Annotated in this window: 17 protein-coding genes and 2 tRNA genes; 15 read left to right on the forward strand and 4 right to left on the reverse strand. The window is 37.0% G+C overall.

Annotated elements, in window-relative coordinates; translation table 11 throughout:
- Positions 1–57 precede the first annotated feature (57 nt).
- The 3 genes from E4N80_RS04365 (at position 58) to E4N80_RS04375 (ending at position 2,922) form a co-directional block, all read left to right on the forward strand.
- Positions 58–246, forward strand: coding sequence for a hypothetical protein (locus E4N80_RS04365; protein ID WP_253700657.1), 189 nt, complete (start codon positions 58–60; stop codon positions 244–246).
- Between the two features lie 24 nt (positions 247–270).
- The gene (locus E4N80_RS04370) at positions 271–1,335 is read left to right on the forward strand and encodes a hypothetical protein (RefSeq protein ID WP_253700658.1); all 1,065 of its coding nucleotides are present in this window, start codon (positions 271–273) and stop codon (positions 1,333–1,335) included.
- Positions 1,336–1,446: 111 nt separating this feature from the next.
- Complete coding sequence (locus E4N80_RS04375) at positions 1,447–2,922, forward strand: DUF8515 domain-containing protein (RefSeq protein WP_366797209.1); 1,476 nt, start codon at positions 1,447–1,449, stop codon at positions 2,920–2,922.
- 36 nt (positions 2,923–2,958) lie between these two features.
- Here the strand turns inward: E4N80_RS04375 and E4N80_RS04380 are convergent, their stop codons facing one another.
- Genes E4N80_RS04380 through E4N80_RS04395 form a run of 4 tightly spaced genes read right to left on the reverse strand, consistent with a single transcriptional unit; the run spans position 2,959 to position 5,798 of the window.
- Positions 2,959–3,447, reverse strand: coding sequence for a SoxR reducing system RseC family protein (locus E4N80_RS04380; RefSeq protein ID WP_253700660.1), 489 nt, complete (start codon positions 3,445–3,447; stop codon positions 2,959–2,961).
- Entirely contained in the window at positions 3,429–4,232 is an 804-nt protein-coding gene (locus E4N80_RS04385) for a TIGR00282 family metallophosphoesterase (RefSeq protein WP_002679190.1), read from the reverse strand. The genes E4N80_RS04380 and E4N80_RS04385 overlap by 19 nt, the downstream gene beginning before the upstream one ends.
- Positions 4,233–4,235: 3 nt before the next feature.
- Positions 4,236–4,760, reverse strand: coding sequence for a tetratricopeptide repeat protein (locus E4N80_RS04390; protein ID WP_002671188.1), 525 nt, complete (start codon positions 4,758–4,760; stop codon positions 4,236–4,238).
- A gap of 3 nt (positions 4,761–4,763) precedes the next feature.
- Positions 4,764–5,798 carry a polyprenyl synthetase family protein gene (locus E4N80_RS04395; protein WP_253700661.1) on the reverse strand — a complete coding sequence of 345 codons (1,035 nt, stop codon included), beginning with the start codon at positions 5,796–5,798 and terminating at the stop codon, positions 4,764–4,766.
- A 111-nt stretch (positions 5,799–5,909) separates the two neighbouring features.
- Here E4N80_RS04395 and ligA point away from each other — a divergent pair, with 111 nt between their 5' ends.
- From ligA to rnhB, 12 genes are all read left to right on the forward strand, one after another.
- On the forward strand, positions 5,910–7,853 hold the full coding sequence (gene ligA / locus E4N80_RS04400; RefSeq protein WP_253700662.1) for an NAD-dependent DNA ligase LigA: 1,944 nt from the start codon (positions 5,910–5,912) through the stop codon (positions 7,851–7,853).
- 2 nt (positions 7,854–7,855) lie between these two features.
- Positions 7,856–8,458, forward strand: coding sequence for a hypothetical protein (locus E4N80_RS04405; protein WP_253700663.1), 603 nt, complete (start codon positions 7,856–7,858; stop codon positions 8,456–8,458).
- A 77-nt stretch (positions 8,459–8,535) separates the two neighbouring features.
- Positions 8,536–8,610 (forward strand) — tRNA-Thr (locus E4N80_RS04410).
- 6 nt (positions 8,611–8,616) lie between these two features.
- Positions 8,617–8,698: transfer RNA gene (locus tag E4N80_RS04415), tRNA-Tyr, on the forward strand.
- A 74-nt stretch (positions 8,699–8,772) separates the two neighbouring features.
- Positions 8,773–9,219 carry a YkgJ family cysteine cluster protein gene (locus E4N80_RS04420; protein WP_253700664.1) on the forward strand — a complete coding sequence of 149 codons (447 nt, stop codon included), beginning with the start codon at positions 8,773–8,775 and terminating at the stop codon, positions 9,217–9,219.
- Positions 9,220–9,248: 29 nt separating this feature from the next.
- A complete protein-coding gene (locus E4N80_RS04425; protein ID WP_253700665.1) occupies positions 9,249–10,211 on the forward strand; it encodes an MBL fold metallo-hydrolase in 963 nt (320 codons plus the stop codon).
- Complete coding sequence (locus E4N80_RS04430; protein WP_010697328.1) at positions 10,208–10,399, forward strand: hypothetical protein; 192 nt, start codon at positions 10,208–10,210, stop codon at positions 10,397–10,399. The genes E4N80_RS04425 and E4N80_RS04430 overlap by 4 nt, the downstream gene beginning before the upstream one ends.
- A gap of 20 nt (positions 10,400–10,419) precedes the next feature.
- The gene (mltG, locus tag E4N80_RS04435) at positions 10,420–11,442 is read left to right on the forward strand and encodes an endolytic transglycosylase MltG (protein WP_253700666.1); all 1,023 of its coding nucleotides are present in this window, start codon (positions 10,420–10,422) and stop codon (positions 11,440–11,442) included.
- Positions 11,443–11,507: 65 nt separating this feature from the next.
- Positions 11,508–12,620 (forward strand): glycosyltransferase family 4 protein, encoded by a 1,113-nt coding sequence (locus tag E4N80_RS04440; protein WP_253700667.1) that lies wholly within the window; start codon positions 11,508–11,510, stop codon positions 12,618–12,620.
- A gap of 63 nt (positions 12,621–12,683) precedes the next feature.
- Entirely contained in the window at positions 12,684–13,286 is a 603-nt protein-coding gene (locus E4N80_RS04445) for a phosphoribosyltransferase (RefSeq protein ID WP_253700668.1), read from the forward strand.
- A complete protein-coding gene (locus E4N80_RS04450) occupies positions 13,283–15,478 on the forward strand; it encodes a chitobiase/beta-hexosaminidase C-terminal domain-containing protein (RefSeq protein WP_253700669.1) in 2,196 nt (731 codons plus the stop codon). Before E4N80_RS04445 ends, E4N80_RS04450 begins: the two co-directional genes overlap by 4 nt.
- Entirely contained in the window at positions 15,478–16,074 is a 597-nt protein-coding gene (rnhB, locus tag E4N80_RS04455) for a ribonuclease HII (RefSeq protein ID WP_253700670.1), read from the forward strand. Before E4N80_RS04450 ends, rnhB begins: the two co-directional genes overlap by 1 nt.
- Positions 16,075–16,094: the final 20 nt, after the last annotated feature.

Raw genomic sequence — 16,094 nt, forward strand, 5'->3', positions numbered from 1 at the left:
AATAATCGATGTAATTTTGCTATCATTCGGTTTGAATGGGCTTTAAGGAGTTTTTAGATGAAAAAATATTTTTTTGGTTTGGCTGTATTTACAATTATTGTAAGTACTTTGTTTACAGGATGTGAGACCCTTGAAAGCGGGAAGGGAGAAAAACAACCTTATTTTAGCGAAAAAAATGAGCAAAAGTTTCTTAGACCGGAGCGGCAAATAGGGTTTACAACCGAGGGCCTTTCAGAGAAAATATAATTTACAAAAAACGGTAAAAGGCTTATGCTTCCCGTATCTTATCAAGAAGCCGAAAAAGTTTTTGACTTTGATGAAAAAGAAATTGAAGGGTTAAATTCAAATTCCGGTAACAAATTATGGTATCGAATGAATAAGGTCTTAAACGCAAATAAAAAACAATGGCCTTTTCAGGCTGCTGAGACTAATGATTGGGGAGGTAATGTTCTTTATATTTTATACCTTGCAGATTTTATCAATGTTTATGAAGATAAGGCTCCTTCAATGGTAGATATGACAAATGCACCGGACTGGTTTAAAGAAGTATTGGCATACCGCAAAACCGTTCCTAATTACGGTAAAACCGAAAAAGATTTTAGCATTAATACATTAAATGCAAAGGTAAGAGCCGGAAACAAGGAAGTCGTTGTTTCATGGACTACAAATAAATATTTAAAAGGTGTTATTATTGAATGGTATCATGATGAGTATATGAATCGTAAAAAAATAACAATTACTGACGGAAGTACTAAATATGTGTTTAAGGATTTGCAAAATCTTAGACCTTATAAGTTTAAAGTTAGTTTTGCAGATAATTCCGGCGAGATAATAAAAAAAACATATTGGATGAGGGCTACTCCTAGAAGCGGAGATATAAATAAGGACTATATTAAAGGAACTTCCGACTTTGTAAATGCAAAATATGAGCTTTTACTTCCTGAAGATTATCATATAAGTTGTTATGACTGGGGTAGTGATGTTAATAAAATTGCCTTTTCTAAAGACGGTAAAATGATATTGGTTCCCAATAAGTTTTTAAAAGCTGAAAATATTTTTGACTACACCAAGGAAGAGATGGGATATAAAGATATTTTTTGGACCAGAATGGAAAAAGTATTAAAAACTAAAGATAAACAAAGGAGTTTTTTTGCTTCAATAGCCGGTGAAAACGGTAACGTTCTATGGCTTCTTTATTGTGCAGATTTTTTAAATATCTATCAAAAAAAGCTCCCCGGCATGGTCGATTTATCGAATGCCCCCGACTGGTTTAAAACTTTAATGGAACAAAGAAAAAACTCACCCGATTCTTATGTAAAGGATGAGTACAAATAGATTTTAAAAATGCTTCTTTCCGCCTGTATTGACAGGCGGGAAGGGATGCGGCAGGCAATGTTTCCATATCCTTTCAAGTAAGTTAAGTTCCCTATCAATTTAACCGATACTATGAACATGGGCAGGTGTAACATAAACTTTAAAAAATATATTTTTATTTTGTTTTTTTCTCTTTCTTTTTTTTCCGTTTATTCTGATGATGATATTAAGGAGTCTTATGACAGCAAATTTTTAAAGGTTGATGATGGGCTGATTCCTCTGGTTCCTTTAGATAGAGTGCCCGATTCCGCTTTGGTTAGAAGGGATATTGCAAAATCATGGCTTTTAGCGGCTCCTGAAGAAATTGCCTCCCGGCATTTACACATTGACGCGGATTCGGCCGGAAACCTTTTTAAAATAAGATCGGTATATCTAAAAGAGAAAAAGCTTCTTGCCGTAGTTATAAGCCCCATCGATACCGAGTTTTCAAACCTCGAAAAGGTTCCGCAAGGGACATGGATTTTATACCGGAATTATGAAACGGGAGCACCCGAATGTATTAAGATTTATCCGCGTGAAAATCCTGAACTTTATTTAAGCATAAGGCCTTCATCATCAAAAAATAAATCTTTTATAAGTATTTGTCTTTTTAATACTTATGTCAGAAAAGATATTTCCGTAGGTATTCCTTTTGAAAATTTATATTATTTGCCTCTTTTAAAACTAAGGGACATTACAAAGGATATGCTTCCTTGGGACATCTTTAATCCGCCTATTTTTTATAACGGTGTTGAAGCGGCATCAGATACAATTCGGGAAAGGTTAAAGACCTTGGTTTATGTGGAAGACGGAGCCTTTGACGAATTCGGTAAGCCTGTCCATTTAATGGACGGAAGGCCTCAGACTGAAGATGATATTGTAAAAGCCATTCGGCCCGATCAAAGACTTAAAGACGTAAAGGGCGGCGTAAACTGTTCAGGTTTTGCCAAATGGATAGTGGACGGAATGATTCGGCCGATAGCAGGGCAGGGTATCTTTATTAAGAGCCTTAAAACCGAAACCGATGTGCCTGACACTTATTTTACCAAGCCTTACAAAGAAAGAGAACTCCATTTCGGCCTTGAGTGGATACGTAATCTTGCGGCTGCAGCTTTAAGTTTAAACGTAAAACGTACTGTAAAGCCCATAGGTTCCGGCGTTGATGTTACGATTGAACCCTTTGCTCTTGTGCCTCCCATAAAGCAAAAGAATATAAAAGAAGATTTTGCTTCATTTAAGGGATATGAAAAAACAGCGGGTTATCAGACTTCTTATTTACAAGCTCTCCTTTATTACCTTGCCATAAGCGAGCCGGGGCATTTTTATTTAGGAGCGGTAAGCCGGACTGTAAGCCAGGCTGCAAGCCCGGAAAAAGGAAGTCCGCCTCTTAGGCAATATCATCATATTGCGGCCTTTTTCCCTTATTTTGACGTTTTCGGTAATTTTCATATTGATGTTTACGAAAGCGGAAAAGAAACTTCAATAGAGCAATTTATGAGTTTGAACGCTGATGCCTTTACAGCCTTGGTCAGAATCAGGGCTCCCCAACCCGGAGTATTCAATCCTTAAGATAAGTCGTAATGGTCTAGTCTGCTGACAGGCTGTCTATAGGCTGCTTATTATTTGAGGCAGGGCCCTATCTCCCATTTTATTTTTTAATAAAAAGGCTAGGGCAGTTCCTGTTAAAAGCCCTAAAAAAAGCCCTCCTACAATGGCTTTTTCTGTGTAAAAAATAAGGTAGGAGCTCAAACTGAAAACAAAGGCTAAAAGTAAGGGAATAATAACAGAAGAGAGGGTTTGAATCCGTGTTTGGGTTTCCTTAATTTCTACAATAACGAAGTCTCCTTTTTTTAAATTTTTTCCGCTATTGTTTAAAGCAGTAATCTTATTTCCGCTGACTGCCAAAAGCCCCTTTTCCTTGTTTTTACCGGCAAAACCGCAGCCTCCGCAAGTTGCACAGCTTTTTACCGCATAACAATCTTTTTGTTTTATGGAGCAGGCATTTTCGGTCTTTGAATTATCCAAATCTATGTTTATCTTTTCTACATTGTTTTTATCAGTCCACACTGACGTAACTATTCCGTATCTTTGCAAAGTTCCGACTCCTCAAAAATTCTTTTTATTTCTATTGCGTTCCCCTCATCATCGGTTTTGATAAAAAGGCCTTGAAGGACGGGGCGTGCCCAAGCGTCTTTTCCGAAATCGGGAAGGCAGGTACGGTATTCCCTTATTTTATCTTCAATCGCATATCCGCCGACTGAATTAAGGCTTCCTGTTCTGCCTGCATCCGTTATGTAGGCGGTTTTATTTTCTAAAATACACTCATCGGCTGTCTGCACCCTTGTTCCCGATCCGATCAGGGCTGAAACCTTGCCTGAAAGCAAAAAGCCTAGGGCTTGTTTTTCGGCAGTTGCAAAAGAGGAAAAATCTACAAAGATGATATCCGCTTCTTCTTTTAATCTGGAAACAAGTTTTTCGGTTTCAGTAAAGGGGTTTTCAGCCATTATTTTGTGATGTCCTATTCTGCCGATGACTGAAACGACGGCTATTTTTTTGTTCGGTTTTAAATTAAAAATCTTCCATCCGTTGCCGGGAGATTCCGACGGCAAATTAAAGGGGCGTAGCACATGGGGCGTTTTAGGAAGGTCATCTACCAAGTCTTTTTTTTGAAAGATTAAATCTCCTGAAGTGATACAGTCGATACCGAGTTTTTTTAAGTAGACGGCATGCTGTTTTCCAAGCCCACCCGAGCCCGTAGCCGAATTTGCATTAGCAATAACAAAATCGGCCTTATATTTTTCTTTTAAATTTGAAAGTTGTGTTTTTACAAGCCATACACCGGCCTTGCCTGTAATTTCGGCAATATATAAAATATTCATTATTTATTCTTGATAATCCATTTCTTTTAAAATTTTATTGCATCTTTCAGCCAAATCATTCATTCCCAATTCAAGATAGGTATCACGCAAGTTAAAAACCGCATCCCCCATTTCAGGGTCAAGTGTAACGGCCGATTCAAAGGCTCTCCGTGCAGCCCTATAGTTTTCTTTATTAAATAAAACCGTTCCGTAATTATTCCAAACCCTTCCGTTTTCGGGCTCCAGTTTTATAGCGCTTTCAAAGGCTCTTTCTGCCTGATCGATGTCTCCCGTTTCAAATAAAACAAGCCCTAATGAATCCCAAGCGTCAGCCTCATAGGGATTGTATTTTAAGGACTGAAAAAGAGCAAACTTACTGTCGTTTTGTCTTTTAGCGGCATAGTAGCTCAAACCTAGGTTGAGCCACATCAGGCTGTTATCGGGTTCAAGGGCAAGCCCTTTTTTTAAGCAGGCTATAGCTTCATTGTGAAAGCCCTGCATAGACATGCTCACTCCCGTATCATTAAAAAATTGAGCCGATTCTTGCATTTTCTACCTCAATATCGTGTTAAACAAATCGAAGATAAGTTCTTTTGCTTCGTTTTGTTTGTAATTATTTTGAAGCTTTATCAATGAAGCTTCTACAATTTTTTTGCCGTAATCTTCTGCCCTTTTTACAGCCTTTGAAGAACAAATAGCCGAAATCGAGGCTTCGACTGCTGGAGATTCTATGCCTTCCTTTGCAGCCTGTTTAAATAAAAGCTTTATTTTTTCGGTACCTTCAGGATTTTCTTCAATATAAAAAATTAGAGGAAGGCTTTTTTTGCCTTCAACTATGTCATCGCCCCGCCTTTTACCGGCGTTGCCTTCGGTAATATTTTTTACATCGTCCAAGATCTGAAAACCTATACCCATATCGGTCATAAGTTTTCCGTATTCTATAACCTCATTTATAGGTTTACCGGCAGCTATAAAGCCTAATTCTCCTGCCAACTTTGCAAGAGAGCCCGTTTTTAGGCTTATCATAGTTATGTATTCGTCGACTGACGGAATTATATCGGGATTTGAATGCCAGCCTATGTCCATAGACTGCCCTAAATGAAGCCTTCTTAAATTTTGCGAGTAAAACGAGTATATTTCGGCCCTTACGGATTCTGAAACTTCATAATTTATCAGGGGATTAAGGGCTTCAAAATAAAGCCATGAGGCGGAATTTAAAGCCGTATCAAGCCCGTATTTTATGTGAGCCGCAGGAGCCCCTCTGCGGGTATCGGATTTATCCTCTATATCGTCATGGACGAGGCTTGCCGTATGACAAAATTCGATGAGGGGGGTAAGGGGGTAGGCTCTTTCGGGATCGCCTTCTGCAAGTTCGCATGAAAGAACGCATAGAAGGGGTCTCCACCTTTTTCCTCCGCGTTTTACCAAATCCCTTACAGGATTGATGATATTCAAAAAAAAGCCGTCCGGCAAGCCGTAAGCTAATTCGCCGAAACTTTGAGAAATCCAGGAAGAAGTTATTTTTTCAGGCAAAAAACAATCGAGAGTTTTTTCGATATGTTCAAGCCTATTTTTTAATTCCATCATCTTTTCACAATATATCACAAAAATGGAAAATTGACAATCTATATTTGGTAATTGCCCAAATTCTTCTTTTTTGGTAAAATAAGAATGCTATAAAAATTTTGGAGCAAAATTATGGCAAAAGAAAAAAGAATTTTAGACCTTGAAAAGATTATAAAAAAACATCAAGACCTTTATTATAATGCCCAACCTGAAATTTCGGATGCGGAATTCGATGCTCTTTGGGATGAATTAAAAGCACTGGATCCTCAAAATAAACTTTTTTTTACGGTTCCGCTGGAGTCTACCGACGGTTTTGCAAAGTCGGAGCATATTATTCCTATGGGAAGTCAAGAAAAGGCTGCCGATCCGCCTTCATTTGAAGCTTGGGCCTTAAAGATGCCATTTAAAGAATATATCGTGCAATATAAAATGGACGGGGCAAGCCTTGAGCTTCAATACGAAGAAGGACATTTTGTGCGTGCCGTTACAAGAGGTGACGGAAAAATCGGGGACGATATAACCGAGAATGTGCTTAAAATGAAAGGGCTGATAAAAGATATTACTGTAAATATGGGGCCTGCCGCAGCCGATGGGGCAAAACCCTTTTCAGGCGGAATAAGGTGCGAGGTTATAATGCTCCGTTCCATTCACAAAAAATACTTTAAGGATAAGGCTAATTGCCGAAATGCCGCCAACGGGCTTATGAAAAAAAAGAACGGGGAATTGTGTGAGCACTTAAACCTTTTTGCCTATGATGCCGTTCAAGGAAGTATAGGCAATCCATTTACGGGAGATGCCCCCTTTAAAAATGAGTCCGAAAAACTCGTCTGGCTTAAAGAAGCGGGCTTTAATTGTGTTGAAGTAAAATACTGTAAAAGCATTGATGAGGTAATAGAATATAGGGCTCATGTTATGGATATCCGCCCTTCATTGGACTATGACATAGACGGCCTCGTAATCAAAAACGATACAATCGATCCCGAGGACATGAAAAGAGCCCGCCCAGAAAAACAGATAGCTTTTAAGTTCAGCTTGGAAGAAGCGGTTACCGTCCTAAAAGAAATCGAATGGAGCGAGTCGGGGGCTACCTATACCCCCATAGCCCTTATCGAGCCTGTACGCCTTGCCGGTACTACGGTAAAAAGAGCAAGCCTTGCAAACCCGAACATAATCAAGGCTCTAAACTTAAAAATCGGAAGCAGGGTAGTGGTAACCAAGAGGGGGGAGATAATCCCTAAGATAGAAGCTCTTGCAGAAAATCCTCCTAATGTTAAAGAAATAGAATATCCTGATACATGTTCCGTATGCGGTACCCCTCTTACCAATGAGGGTACAAGGCTTTATTGCCCCAACATGAGCTGCCCTAAACTTATCCATCACCGAATCGAAAAATGGATAAGCGTTCTCGATATAAGGGATTTCGGTATAACCCTCATAAAAAGACTTTTTGAGATGGGGCGTATTAATTCAATCACCGACTTATATACTCTCACTGTTGAAGAATTAGCAGGCTTAGACCGTATGGGAAAGCTATCTGCCGAAAAGGTCTATAAGGCCCTCCATTCCAAAAAAGAAATAAGCTTAACCGAATTTATTGCCGGCTTCGATATTGAGGGAATCGGTGAAACAATGGTCGAAAAGCTTGAAGAAGCGGGTTTTGATGATTTGGATAAAATCCTTGCAGCCTCGGAAGCCGACTTTGCAAATGTTTATCAGTTCGGGCAGGTCCTATCCCGTACCTTAGTAACAAACCTTTCGGTCTTAAAAGATGAAATGACCGGATTGATAGATAAGGGTTATATAAAAATTAAAGCTCCCCTTACATCGGAAGAGGGGGCTGTTTTAAAGGGCTTAAGTTTTTGTTTTACAGGGGAACTTAACACGATGAAGAGGGCTCAAGCTGAGGCCTTGGTAAAAGAAAAAGGCGGAACGGTAAAATCTTCCGTTGTAAAGGGCTTAAGTTATCTTGTAACCAATACACCCGATTCGGGTTCATCTAAAAACAAAAAAGCCCAAGAATTGGGAATAGCAATCATAACCGAAGAGGCTTTTTTAAATCTTATTGGGAAGGTATAGCCTTGTTAAAGAGAAAAAAAAGAGTTTTAATTATTTTTTTATCCGTTTCTCTTTTGTTTTTTTTAATCTTTGGGGCAGTGGAACTTTATAATTATAAATTAGGTTCTATCAAACAAAAACTGTCTAAAACAAATTTAAGTATTTATAGTACAGGAACGATGATAAAAACATTCGGACAAAATACGGAAACGGTGAGCGCCGTTATTTCTTTTTTTACACCGAGCGGAAATCTTATAAACAGTTACGAAAGAGCCTGGCATGGCTGGGAGCTTAATCTTGAATGTATAGTTTTTACCTTTGAATCAGGCTCAATAGTATTTCCTTACCGCCTTTTTTCGAATGAGTCAAAGTACGGTACCGGCGTAAAACTTTTTGATTATTATAACCTAAATGACTATCCTGCAATTTATGATTACTCTTTTTTTTCAAAAGAAGAAAGAGAGCTTATAAAGGGCCTTTATGAATATGCAGTTTTTTCTCCATATCTTCTAAAAGTTTTTTCTTATGCAAGGATAAAAACCGTAAATTTACGAAACTTTAAACCCGATACGGAATATCTTTTATATGCCGGTTCTGATGGAGAAATAAGATTTATAAAAAATTAAGGAAAAATTATCTGAATTCTGAGTAAAACCTCTTGACAAAATCCGGCATATCGAGTAGACTCGCTTTTGTTGTCTATGCCAACTTAGCTCAGCTGGTCCAGAGCACGTGATTTGTAATCTCGGGGTCTAGGGTTCGAATCCCTAAGTTGGCTTTTTATGGGGAGTTTCCCGAGCGGTCAAAGGGGGCAGACTGTAAATCTGTTGGCTATGCCTTCCAAGGTCCGAATCCTTGACTCCCCATTTTTAGGGATTGTTTTAAGTCTTTTGATAAAAAGAGCTTGAAACAATCCCTTTTTTGTTTTATACTATTGACTATGGATAAGCAATTCTGGAAAAGCGGTTTAAATTTTTCATGTACAAGGTGTTCGGCCTGCTGCCGATTTGATCCGGGATTTGTGTTTTTATCCGAACATGATCTTTCGAGATTGTTGGAATGGGCAATTATGCCTAAAGATGAATTTATAAAAGTGTATTGCCGCTGGGTTCCTAAGGATGACGGTTTTGAGTACCTGTCCTTAAAAGAAAAGCTCAATTATGACTGTATACTTTGGGATGACGGATGTAAGGCCTATACTGCCAGACCCCGTCAATGCTCGGATTTTCCTTTTTGGAATTCGATTTTAAGTTCAAAGGATATGTGGGATATAAATGCCCAATATTGTCCCGGTATGGGAAAGGGCGAATTTTATTCTGCCGAAAAAATTGAAAAGATTCTTACAAGGAGAAAAGCTGAACCTTGTATTAAACGGAGAGTAGATTAAAATCTTAAGGAAGAATTTTTGGAGTATTTATGCTTGTAAAATTTTGGGGTGTTAGAGGGTCGCTTCCGGCTCCGCTTACACCGGCACAAGTTCAAAGTAAGATTGCTGCTGTAGTTCAAAGGATAACTCTAAAAGACATCGAAAGTCAGGACTCAAGGGAAAGGTTTTTAGCCTCTCTTCCTAAATGGCTCTTTGGTACAATAGGCTCCAATACCTCCTGTGTTGAAGTCGAAACCGATGACGGTGAGCACCTTATTTTTGATGCAGGAACAGGAATAAGGGAGTTAGGAATCGATTTGATGAAGAGGCCGGACTACGGAAAAAATACGACCTACCATTTATTTTTTTCACATTTTCATTGGGATCATATTCAAGGTCTTCCTTTTTTTAATCCCGCCTATGACCCCAAAAACAAGATAATTGTTTACAGTACCCGAAAAAAAGCAAAAGAATTTTTAGAAGATCAGATGAAGTACCCGTATTTTCCTATTTCGATGTTAGGCGAAGACGGATTCGGCGCTTCTTTTGAGTTTAAATATATCGAGCCCGATCAAAAATATGTTGAGATAGGCGATACTAAGATAGGCTGGCACCGAGTACGCCATCCGGGAGGATGTACGGCCTATTCGGTAATCGAAAAAGGAAAAAAAATAATTTATTCTACAGATACGGAGCTTCGTCCTAGGGATTTTGAAAGGAATGAACAAAATGCCGAATTTTATACCGATGCCGAGATGCTGATAATTGATGCACAGTATACCCTTACCGATTCAATTTTAAAAGAAGGGTGGGGGCACTCGACTTTTTCCGTAGCCATAGATTTTGCAGCCGGTTGGAATATAAAAAGTATTGCTCTTTTTCATCATGAGCCTACCTATCAGGATAAAAAAGTATTTTCGCTCAAACAAACAGCCGACTGGTACAGGGATTGTTCCCGTGCTCCCGACATCGAAATTTTTATTGCTCAAGAAGGCAGGTCATTTTTAATATGAGTGAAACCGAATCAGTATCATATTTGTTTTCCGATAACGAATTAAAACAGCTGGCTTTATACCTCAGAAAAAATGCCGACTCTATTCCCAGAGTTTTAGAACCCTTATCCGATTTCGCTGAATCATATGTTTATGGAAGGATGACTATAGGAGAAGCAGAGGCTTTTTTTGAACAAGCCGCCTTATAATGAAAAAAGGAATTTTTTATATGAAAAATAAATCAAAGATTGTCATAATAATATTGTGTATAGCTGGCTTTCTTGCCGGTATTACATTTTTTGTTTTGTCGCTTAATAATCCCCCTTTAGAATTTTCAGAGCCGATTGTAACATTTAAAATACCGCGCGGTACTGCTGCAAAAACGGTTATCGGTGAGTTAAAAGCTAAAAATCTTATACGCTCTGAGCTTTATGCTTATGCCTATCTTAGGCTTAAAAAACTTAATTTAAAAGCCGGAACCTATCAAATAAAGCCTGAAATGACCACCCATGATATTTTGCATAAACTCACCGAAGGTTCGCAAGCCCTTAAAAAACTTACAATCCCTGAGGGTTTAAGTCTAAAAAAAACGGCTCAAGTTTTTGAAAATGTAGGTCTTATAAAAGCTGAAGACTTTATTGCGATAACGTCCGATTCAGATTTTTTAGAAAAAAACGGAATTAAGGCAAAAACAGCCGAGGGCTTTTTATATCCCGATACCTATTTTTTCGGAGAAGAGGATACTCCTGAGATGATGGTAAAAATGATTATAAAAACTTTTTTTGAAAAAACTTCATCTATTCCGAATTTTCCTAAAGATTTTAACGAAATCTATAAAAAGGTGATTTTGGCCAGCATTATTGAAAGGGAGTATCAGCTTCCTGAAGAAGCTCCTATAATTTCAAGCGTTTTTACTAACCGCCTTAAAATAAATATGGGACTTCAATCATGTGCAACCGTTGAATACATAATTACCGAAATCAAAAATAAAAAGCATCCTACCAGACTTTTTTATGAAGACTTGGAAATTCAAAGTCCTTACAATACCTACATCCATGAAGGTCTTCCGCCGGGGCCTATTTCTAACCCCGGATTTACGGCCTTAAATGCTGCCTGTAATCCCGCAAATACGGATTATTTTTATTTTAGACTGATAGATCCGGATACGGGAAAACATGTGTTTACAAAAACCATAAGCGAGCATAATAAGGCCGGAGAAGGTCTTTTATTAAAAAAAGCTGCAGGCCAATAAAATAGGTACTTGTAGAATAAAATTATCATTTATGATATAATTATTCCCGTTCGGAGGAATTTGTTTTGAAAATTGGAGTTGATGCATTCGGATGTGATCACGGCCGCTCAGGCATAGGCTCTTATATACTGTCTATTGTAAAAAATTTGCCTAAAAATGATTACGAATTCGAGCTTTTCGGTCCCGAACTTGATAAGTATACATATACATCCGACATAGATTATGTTTCTTTTACAGGTATAGATATTTCCGATACAAAACTTTCGGAAAAAATTTGGCATTTTAAAAACTTAAACTCTTTTATAAAAAAACAAAGATATGATGCCGTAATTTACCCTGCAGGAGTAGAGCTTTTACCTCCTATTTTTACAGTGCCTTCTATTTTGGTTATTCAAAGTCTTTTGTCTGCAGACCTTGGAGCTATTGCAAAGATGGGCTTAAAACGTACGCTTAAAAATGCCTCAGGCCTTATAAGTCCTACAAAATATATTCAAAACGATTTATCACAGTTTGGGGTAAACTCATCAGATATAAAAGTAATATATAATGGTATTGACGGCTCTCTTTTTAAGCCTATTACAAATGATGAAGACAGGGTTTTAATACAGCCCTTTGCAATTCAAAGACCTTATATAATTTATGCCTCCCGAATGACTCATGAGCAAAAATGCCATGTAGAATTAATAAAGGCTTTTGCCATGTTTAAAAAACAAACAGGTTCTCCTCATCGTCTCGTTATTGCAGGCTCTGATGGAAATAATTCCGAAGCTGTTCATAATGCGGTAATACAATCAGGGTTTTCTTCGGATATTTTGCTTACAGGTTATTTTCCTCATGAAAGTCTTCCTCAACTTTATTCATCGGCAGACCTTTGCGTCTTTCCTTCGATGATAGAAGGGGTCGGCTTACCGGTTATTGAGGCCATGGCCTGCGGTGTTCCTGTTGCTTGTGCAAGGGCCGGAGCGCTTCCTGAAGTTGCAGGGGATTCGGCTCTGTTTTTTAATTCAAAAAAACCGGAGGAGATTGCAGAAGCTATTTCTTCTTTAGTCGATTGCGATAAAAATACGGCAAAAAGAAAAGAAATGATAGAAAAAGGTTTTGGCTGGGTAAAACAATATAATTGGGAGACCACAGCTCATAAAACTATCGAATACATAGATTCTTTGCTAAAAAAATAACCGAAAAATATATTGAAAAATATGCCGTAAAATGATATAATCTTCTAATATCACGAGGATTTTATGAAAGAATTTTTAAATTACAATACGGTAAGAGACAACGGACTTATTCTCGCCAGAAAGATGTATGATGAAGGATACGTTCCCGATGTTATTTATGCCTCTATGAGAGGGGGTGCCTATCTGGCAAACGTAATAAGTGAATTTTTTAAAATAGCTTATAAAAATGAAAAGAAAATTCTGTATTCAACAGTTGTTGCTCACTCGTATTCAGGTGTTCATAATAACTCGGAAATTGTATTGGACGGTTGGACGCTACAGCCAAGCAAACTACCCGCCGATGCTTCTGTTTTATTGGTCGATGATATTTTCGATTCCGGTGCTACAATAAATTATCTCGTCGATGAGTTAATTAAACAAGGGCTAAAAAGAGAAAACATAAAAATTGCCGTCCATGATTATAAATATTTTCATGATAAAAAAGAACAATATGAGCATCATCCCGATTATTGGTGCCGAAAGCATGATATTTATACCGAAAAAGATAATTTATGGATTCATTATATGAGCCATGAATTAGTCGGTCTTTCTAATGAAGAACTCGAAGAAAACTATTATTCGAAAAATCCTGTTTTGAAAAATGTATTTAAAGGAATAATAAATTGAAAAAACTTAAGATTTATAGCATTCTTAAAATAGGTTTCATTCTAGCAGCGTTTAGCTTGTTTGCTTTAGATTTAAATTGCTATGAATTGGATGAACTCGAAATAAAACAAGATTACAAAAAAGACGGTGTAAACCTTGATATAAAATATCCTGAAAGCGAAGAGTCTTACGTTTTTTATAGATCTTTTAATCCCAATACTAATCTGTATAAAGGCGGTAAACTAAAAAAAGGCGAAAAACCGTTTTTTGATTTTGGAACGGAGCTTTGTGTTTGGGTACAAACATCATCAGGCTCAATGAGCAGACCTTCTCATTTGATTATTGAGCCCTTGAAAGAAAAAAAACTTTTAAATGTTTTAAGTCCTCAAGAGGGTATTTGGAGTGAGACTCAAAAACTTATAATTCAACATCCTCCTAAAACACAAATTATATATTCCGTTGATGGAAGCGATCCCTCGGACTTCGGTCTTTTATATACGGAACCTATCAACCTTGAAAAAGAAGGAAAAATAGAGCTTAGAGTAAAAGCCGTATCCGAATCGGGGAATATTACAGAGAAGATAATAAACTATGAAGTATCTCCCTCAGGCCTTCCTTCCCCTAAAATACCTGAGCCCGCTTTAAATGAAGAGCCCGATAAAGATTTAGAGTACAATATTTTAAATTGGTATTTTTTGGAATTTAATTCCGATGTGCCTATTTATTATTTGACCAAAAAAACAAATGATGATTCAACAACAGATGTTGCCCAACTTGTAAATATTTATGACGGGCCTGTTTTTATTGATAGAACTCAAGATACCATATTTTACTGGGTAAAAGCAAAAGAAGAAAAGGTAAATAAAATATTTTTACCTAAAAAACCTGTTTTATCCTCGGTACCCAAGACAGCAGTAAATAGAAATATTGAGCTTAAATTTGATGATGGGCGCTATACTTATTTTTTTGAAACAGGTGACGGCAATACTTATATTTATCCCGATAAAAATTCTTCCCAATTTAAAAAAGATGCATCTTATATTTTTGATGTAGGAATAAAAGAAGAACGTTTTTTTGATGTTAAAATAAGAGCTTTCTATGAAGACTTCTTTCATGGCGAGTTTAAAACATCATTTACAATAGATAAGCTGCCTCCCGAAAAACCTGAAGTTTCTTTTACCCCTCCCATATCGCCTACAAATTCGGATGTAAAAATAAAAATTAAATCGGTTTCAGCTGAGACAATAGTGGAAATTGAACCTCCTATTTTTACTTCATCTTCAAAGGATGAAATTGTTTTAACCGGCTCTGTAGGAGAAAAAACGGTTTATTCCGTAAATATTTATAATAAGGATGAAGCCGGTAATAAGAGTGCAAATGTCAATAAAGAATTTATAATAGATAGAAATGCCGTATATGTAGATAATAATTATAAGATCAAAAATCCCGATGGAAATCCATCAAAACCTTTTTCCTCTATTTATGAAGCCGTTGATTATATAAATAAGGTATCTTTATTGCAACAAAATAAGATAAGTTCCGAAAAATGGAAAATATATGTAAGAGGTGATTGTATTTTAAATGAAGCTGTGCTTATTACAAGAAATATAAAAATTACCTCTGCAGGTCAAAAGACCTCAATTCATTTTTCTAAAAATTCAGGTTTTGTTGTAATAGGTGCGAATTTTGAAATTGAAAACTTTAAGATTTTTAGAAGGGAAAGGACTGAAGAACCGCGTGAGGTTCCGATAATTTATGCGGATAATGCAAGTATAAAACTTAATAATGTAAATCTTCAAGCTTTTGAAGGCGGCCCTATTTTAAATTCCGTTTATTCTCATTTGGATATATCCGATACTAAGATAATTTCGGAACAGACAAAGCACTGCCTTATATTTAACCTAAATAACTCTTCAGCCGTTTTTCAAAATACTGATTTTACAGGAAAAGGGTTTTCGGTTGCAGCGATTTCCGCTTCAAATTCGATTATTGAGCTTGATAATCTAAACGCCTCTCTTAGTCCGAATTTTACTGCAAGGTTTTTGGAGGCTTGGAATTCCGAAATATCTTTAGGAAGGCTTAACCTTATCCGTTTGCCTGAAGAGGCTGCAAATAAAGATACCGCTGTTTGGTATAATAAAAATTCAAAAATGGATATTAAATTCAAACCCATTGTCAGAGGTTTTTTAAATTCAATTGAGAGAGAACCATAATGTTATGCGGTATAGATGAAGCGGGAAGAGGTCCCCTTGCAGGCCCTGTTACGGCAGCTGCCGTTATCCTTCCGAGCAGCTTTGATTTTTCAATTTTAAAAGATTCAAAAAAACTGACAGAAAAAAAAAGAGAAGAAGTGCGTAAAACCATATATGCCGACCCAAATGTTCTTTGGTCTATCGGCTGGGCATCCAATTACGAAATAGATGAGATAAATATCTTGCAGGCAACTTTTTTGGCAATGGAAAGAGCTTATGAAGGCCTTTATTTAAAACTTCAAGAATTCTGTAAATTAAACAATGATAAATTTATAGAACCGGATATTATTGTTGACGGTAACTTTATTCCCAATATTAAAAATTGTTCTTCGATTAAGGCTCTCGTAAAGGCTGATGATTCCGTTTATGAGGTTATGGCGGCTTCTATTTTAGCAAAGACTGCAAGAGATAGAATGATGATACGCTACTCTTGGATTTATCCGGAATACGGATATGAAAAACACAAGGGGTATGGAACAAAAAAACATATAGAAGCAATTAGATTTAACGGCTATAGTCCGATTCAGCGCAGTTCTTTTTATGTAAAAAATTTGTAAAAATATTTATAAATAGCTTA

It is taken from the genome of Treponema denticola (genome assembly GCF_024181605.1).
Lineage (GTDB): Bacteria > Spirochaetota > Spirochaetia > Treponematales > Treponemataceae > Treponema_B > Treponema_B denticola_B.

Excerpts from the sequence above, each read along its gene's own strand:
- E4N80_RS04370 (WP_253700658.1), top strand. The coding sequence starts at position 271 with ATGCTTCCCGTATCTTATCAAGAAGCCGAAAAAGTTTTTGACTTTGAT.
- E4N80_RS04375 (WP_366797209.1), top strand. The coding sequence starts at position 1,447 with ATGAACATGGGCAGGTGTAACATAAACTTTAAAAAATATATTTTTATT.
- E4N80_RS04395 (WP_253700661.1), bottom strand. The coding sequence starts at position 5,798 with ATGATGGAATTAAAAAATAGGCTTGAACATATCGAAAAAACTCTCGAT.
- E4N80_RS04385 (WP_002679190.1), bottom strand. The coding sequence starts at position 4,232 with ATGAATATTTTATATATTGCCGAAATTACAGGCAAGGCCGGTGTATGG.
- E4N80_RS04365 (WP_253700657.1), top strand. The coding sequence starts at position 58 with ATGAAAAAATATTTTTTTGGTTTGGCTGTATTTACAATTATTGTAAGT.
- ligA (WP_253700662.1), top strand. The coding sequence starts at position 5,910 with ATGGCAAAAGAAAAAAGAATTTTAGACCTTGAAAAGATTATAAAAAAA.
- E4N80_RS04425 (WP_253700665.1), top strand. The coding sequence starts at position 9,249 with ATGCTTGTAAAATTTTGGGGTGTTAGAGGGTCGCTTCCGGCTCCGCTT.
- E4N80_RS04430 (WP_010697328.1), top strand. The coding sequence starts at position 10,208 with ATGAGTGAAACCGAATCAGTATCATATTTGTTTTCCGATAACGAATTA.
- E4N80_RS04420 (WP_253700664.1), top strand. The coding sequence starts at position 8,773 with ATGGATAAGCAATTCTGGAAAAGCGGTTTAAATTTTTCATGTACAAGG.
- E4N80_RS04390 (WP_002671188.1), bottom strand. The coding sequence starts at position 4,760 with ATGCAAGAATCGGCTCAATTTTTTAATGATACGGGAGTGAGCATGTCT.
- rnhB (WP_253700670.1), top strand. The coding sequence starts at position 15,478 with ATGTTATGCGGTATAGATGAAGCGGGAAGAGGTCCCCTTGCAGGCCCT.
- E4N80_RS04445 (WP_253700668.1), top strand. The coding sequence starts at position 12,684 with ATGAAAGAATTTTTAAATTACAATACGGTAAGAGACAACGGACTTATT.
- mltG (WP_253700666.1), top strand. The coding sequence starts at position 10,420 with ATGAAAAATAAATCAAAGATTGTCATAATAATATTGTGTATAGCTGGC.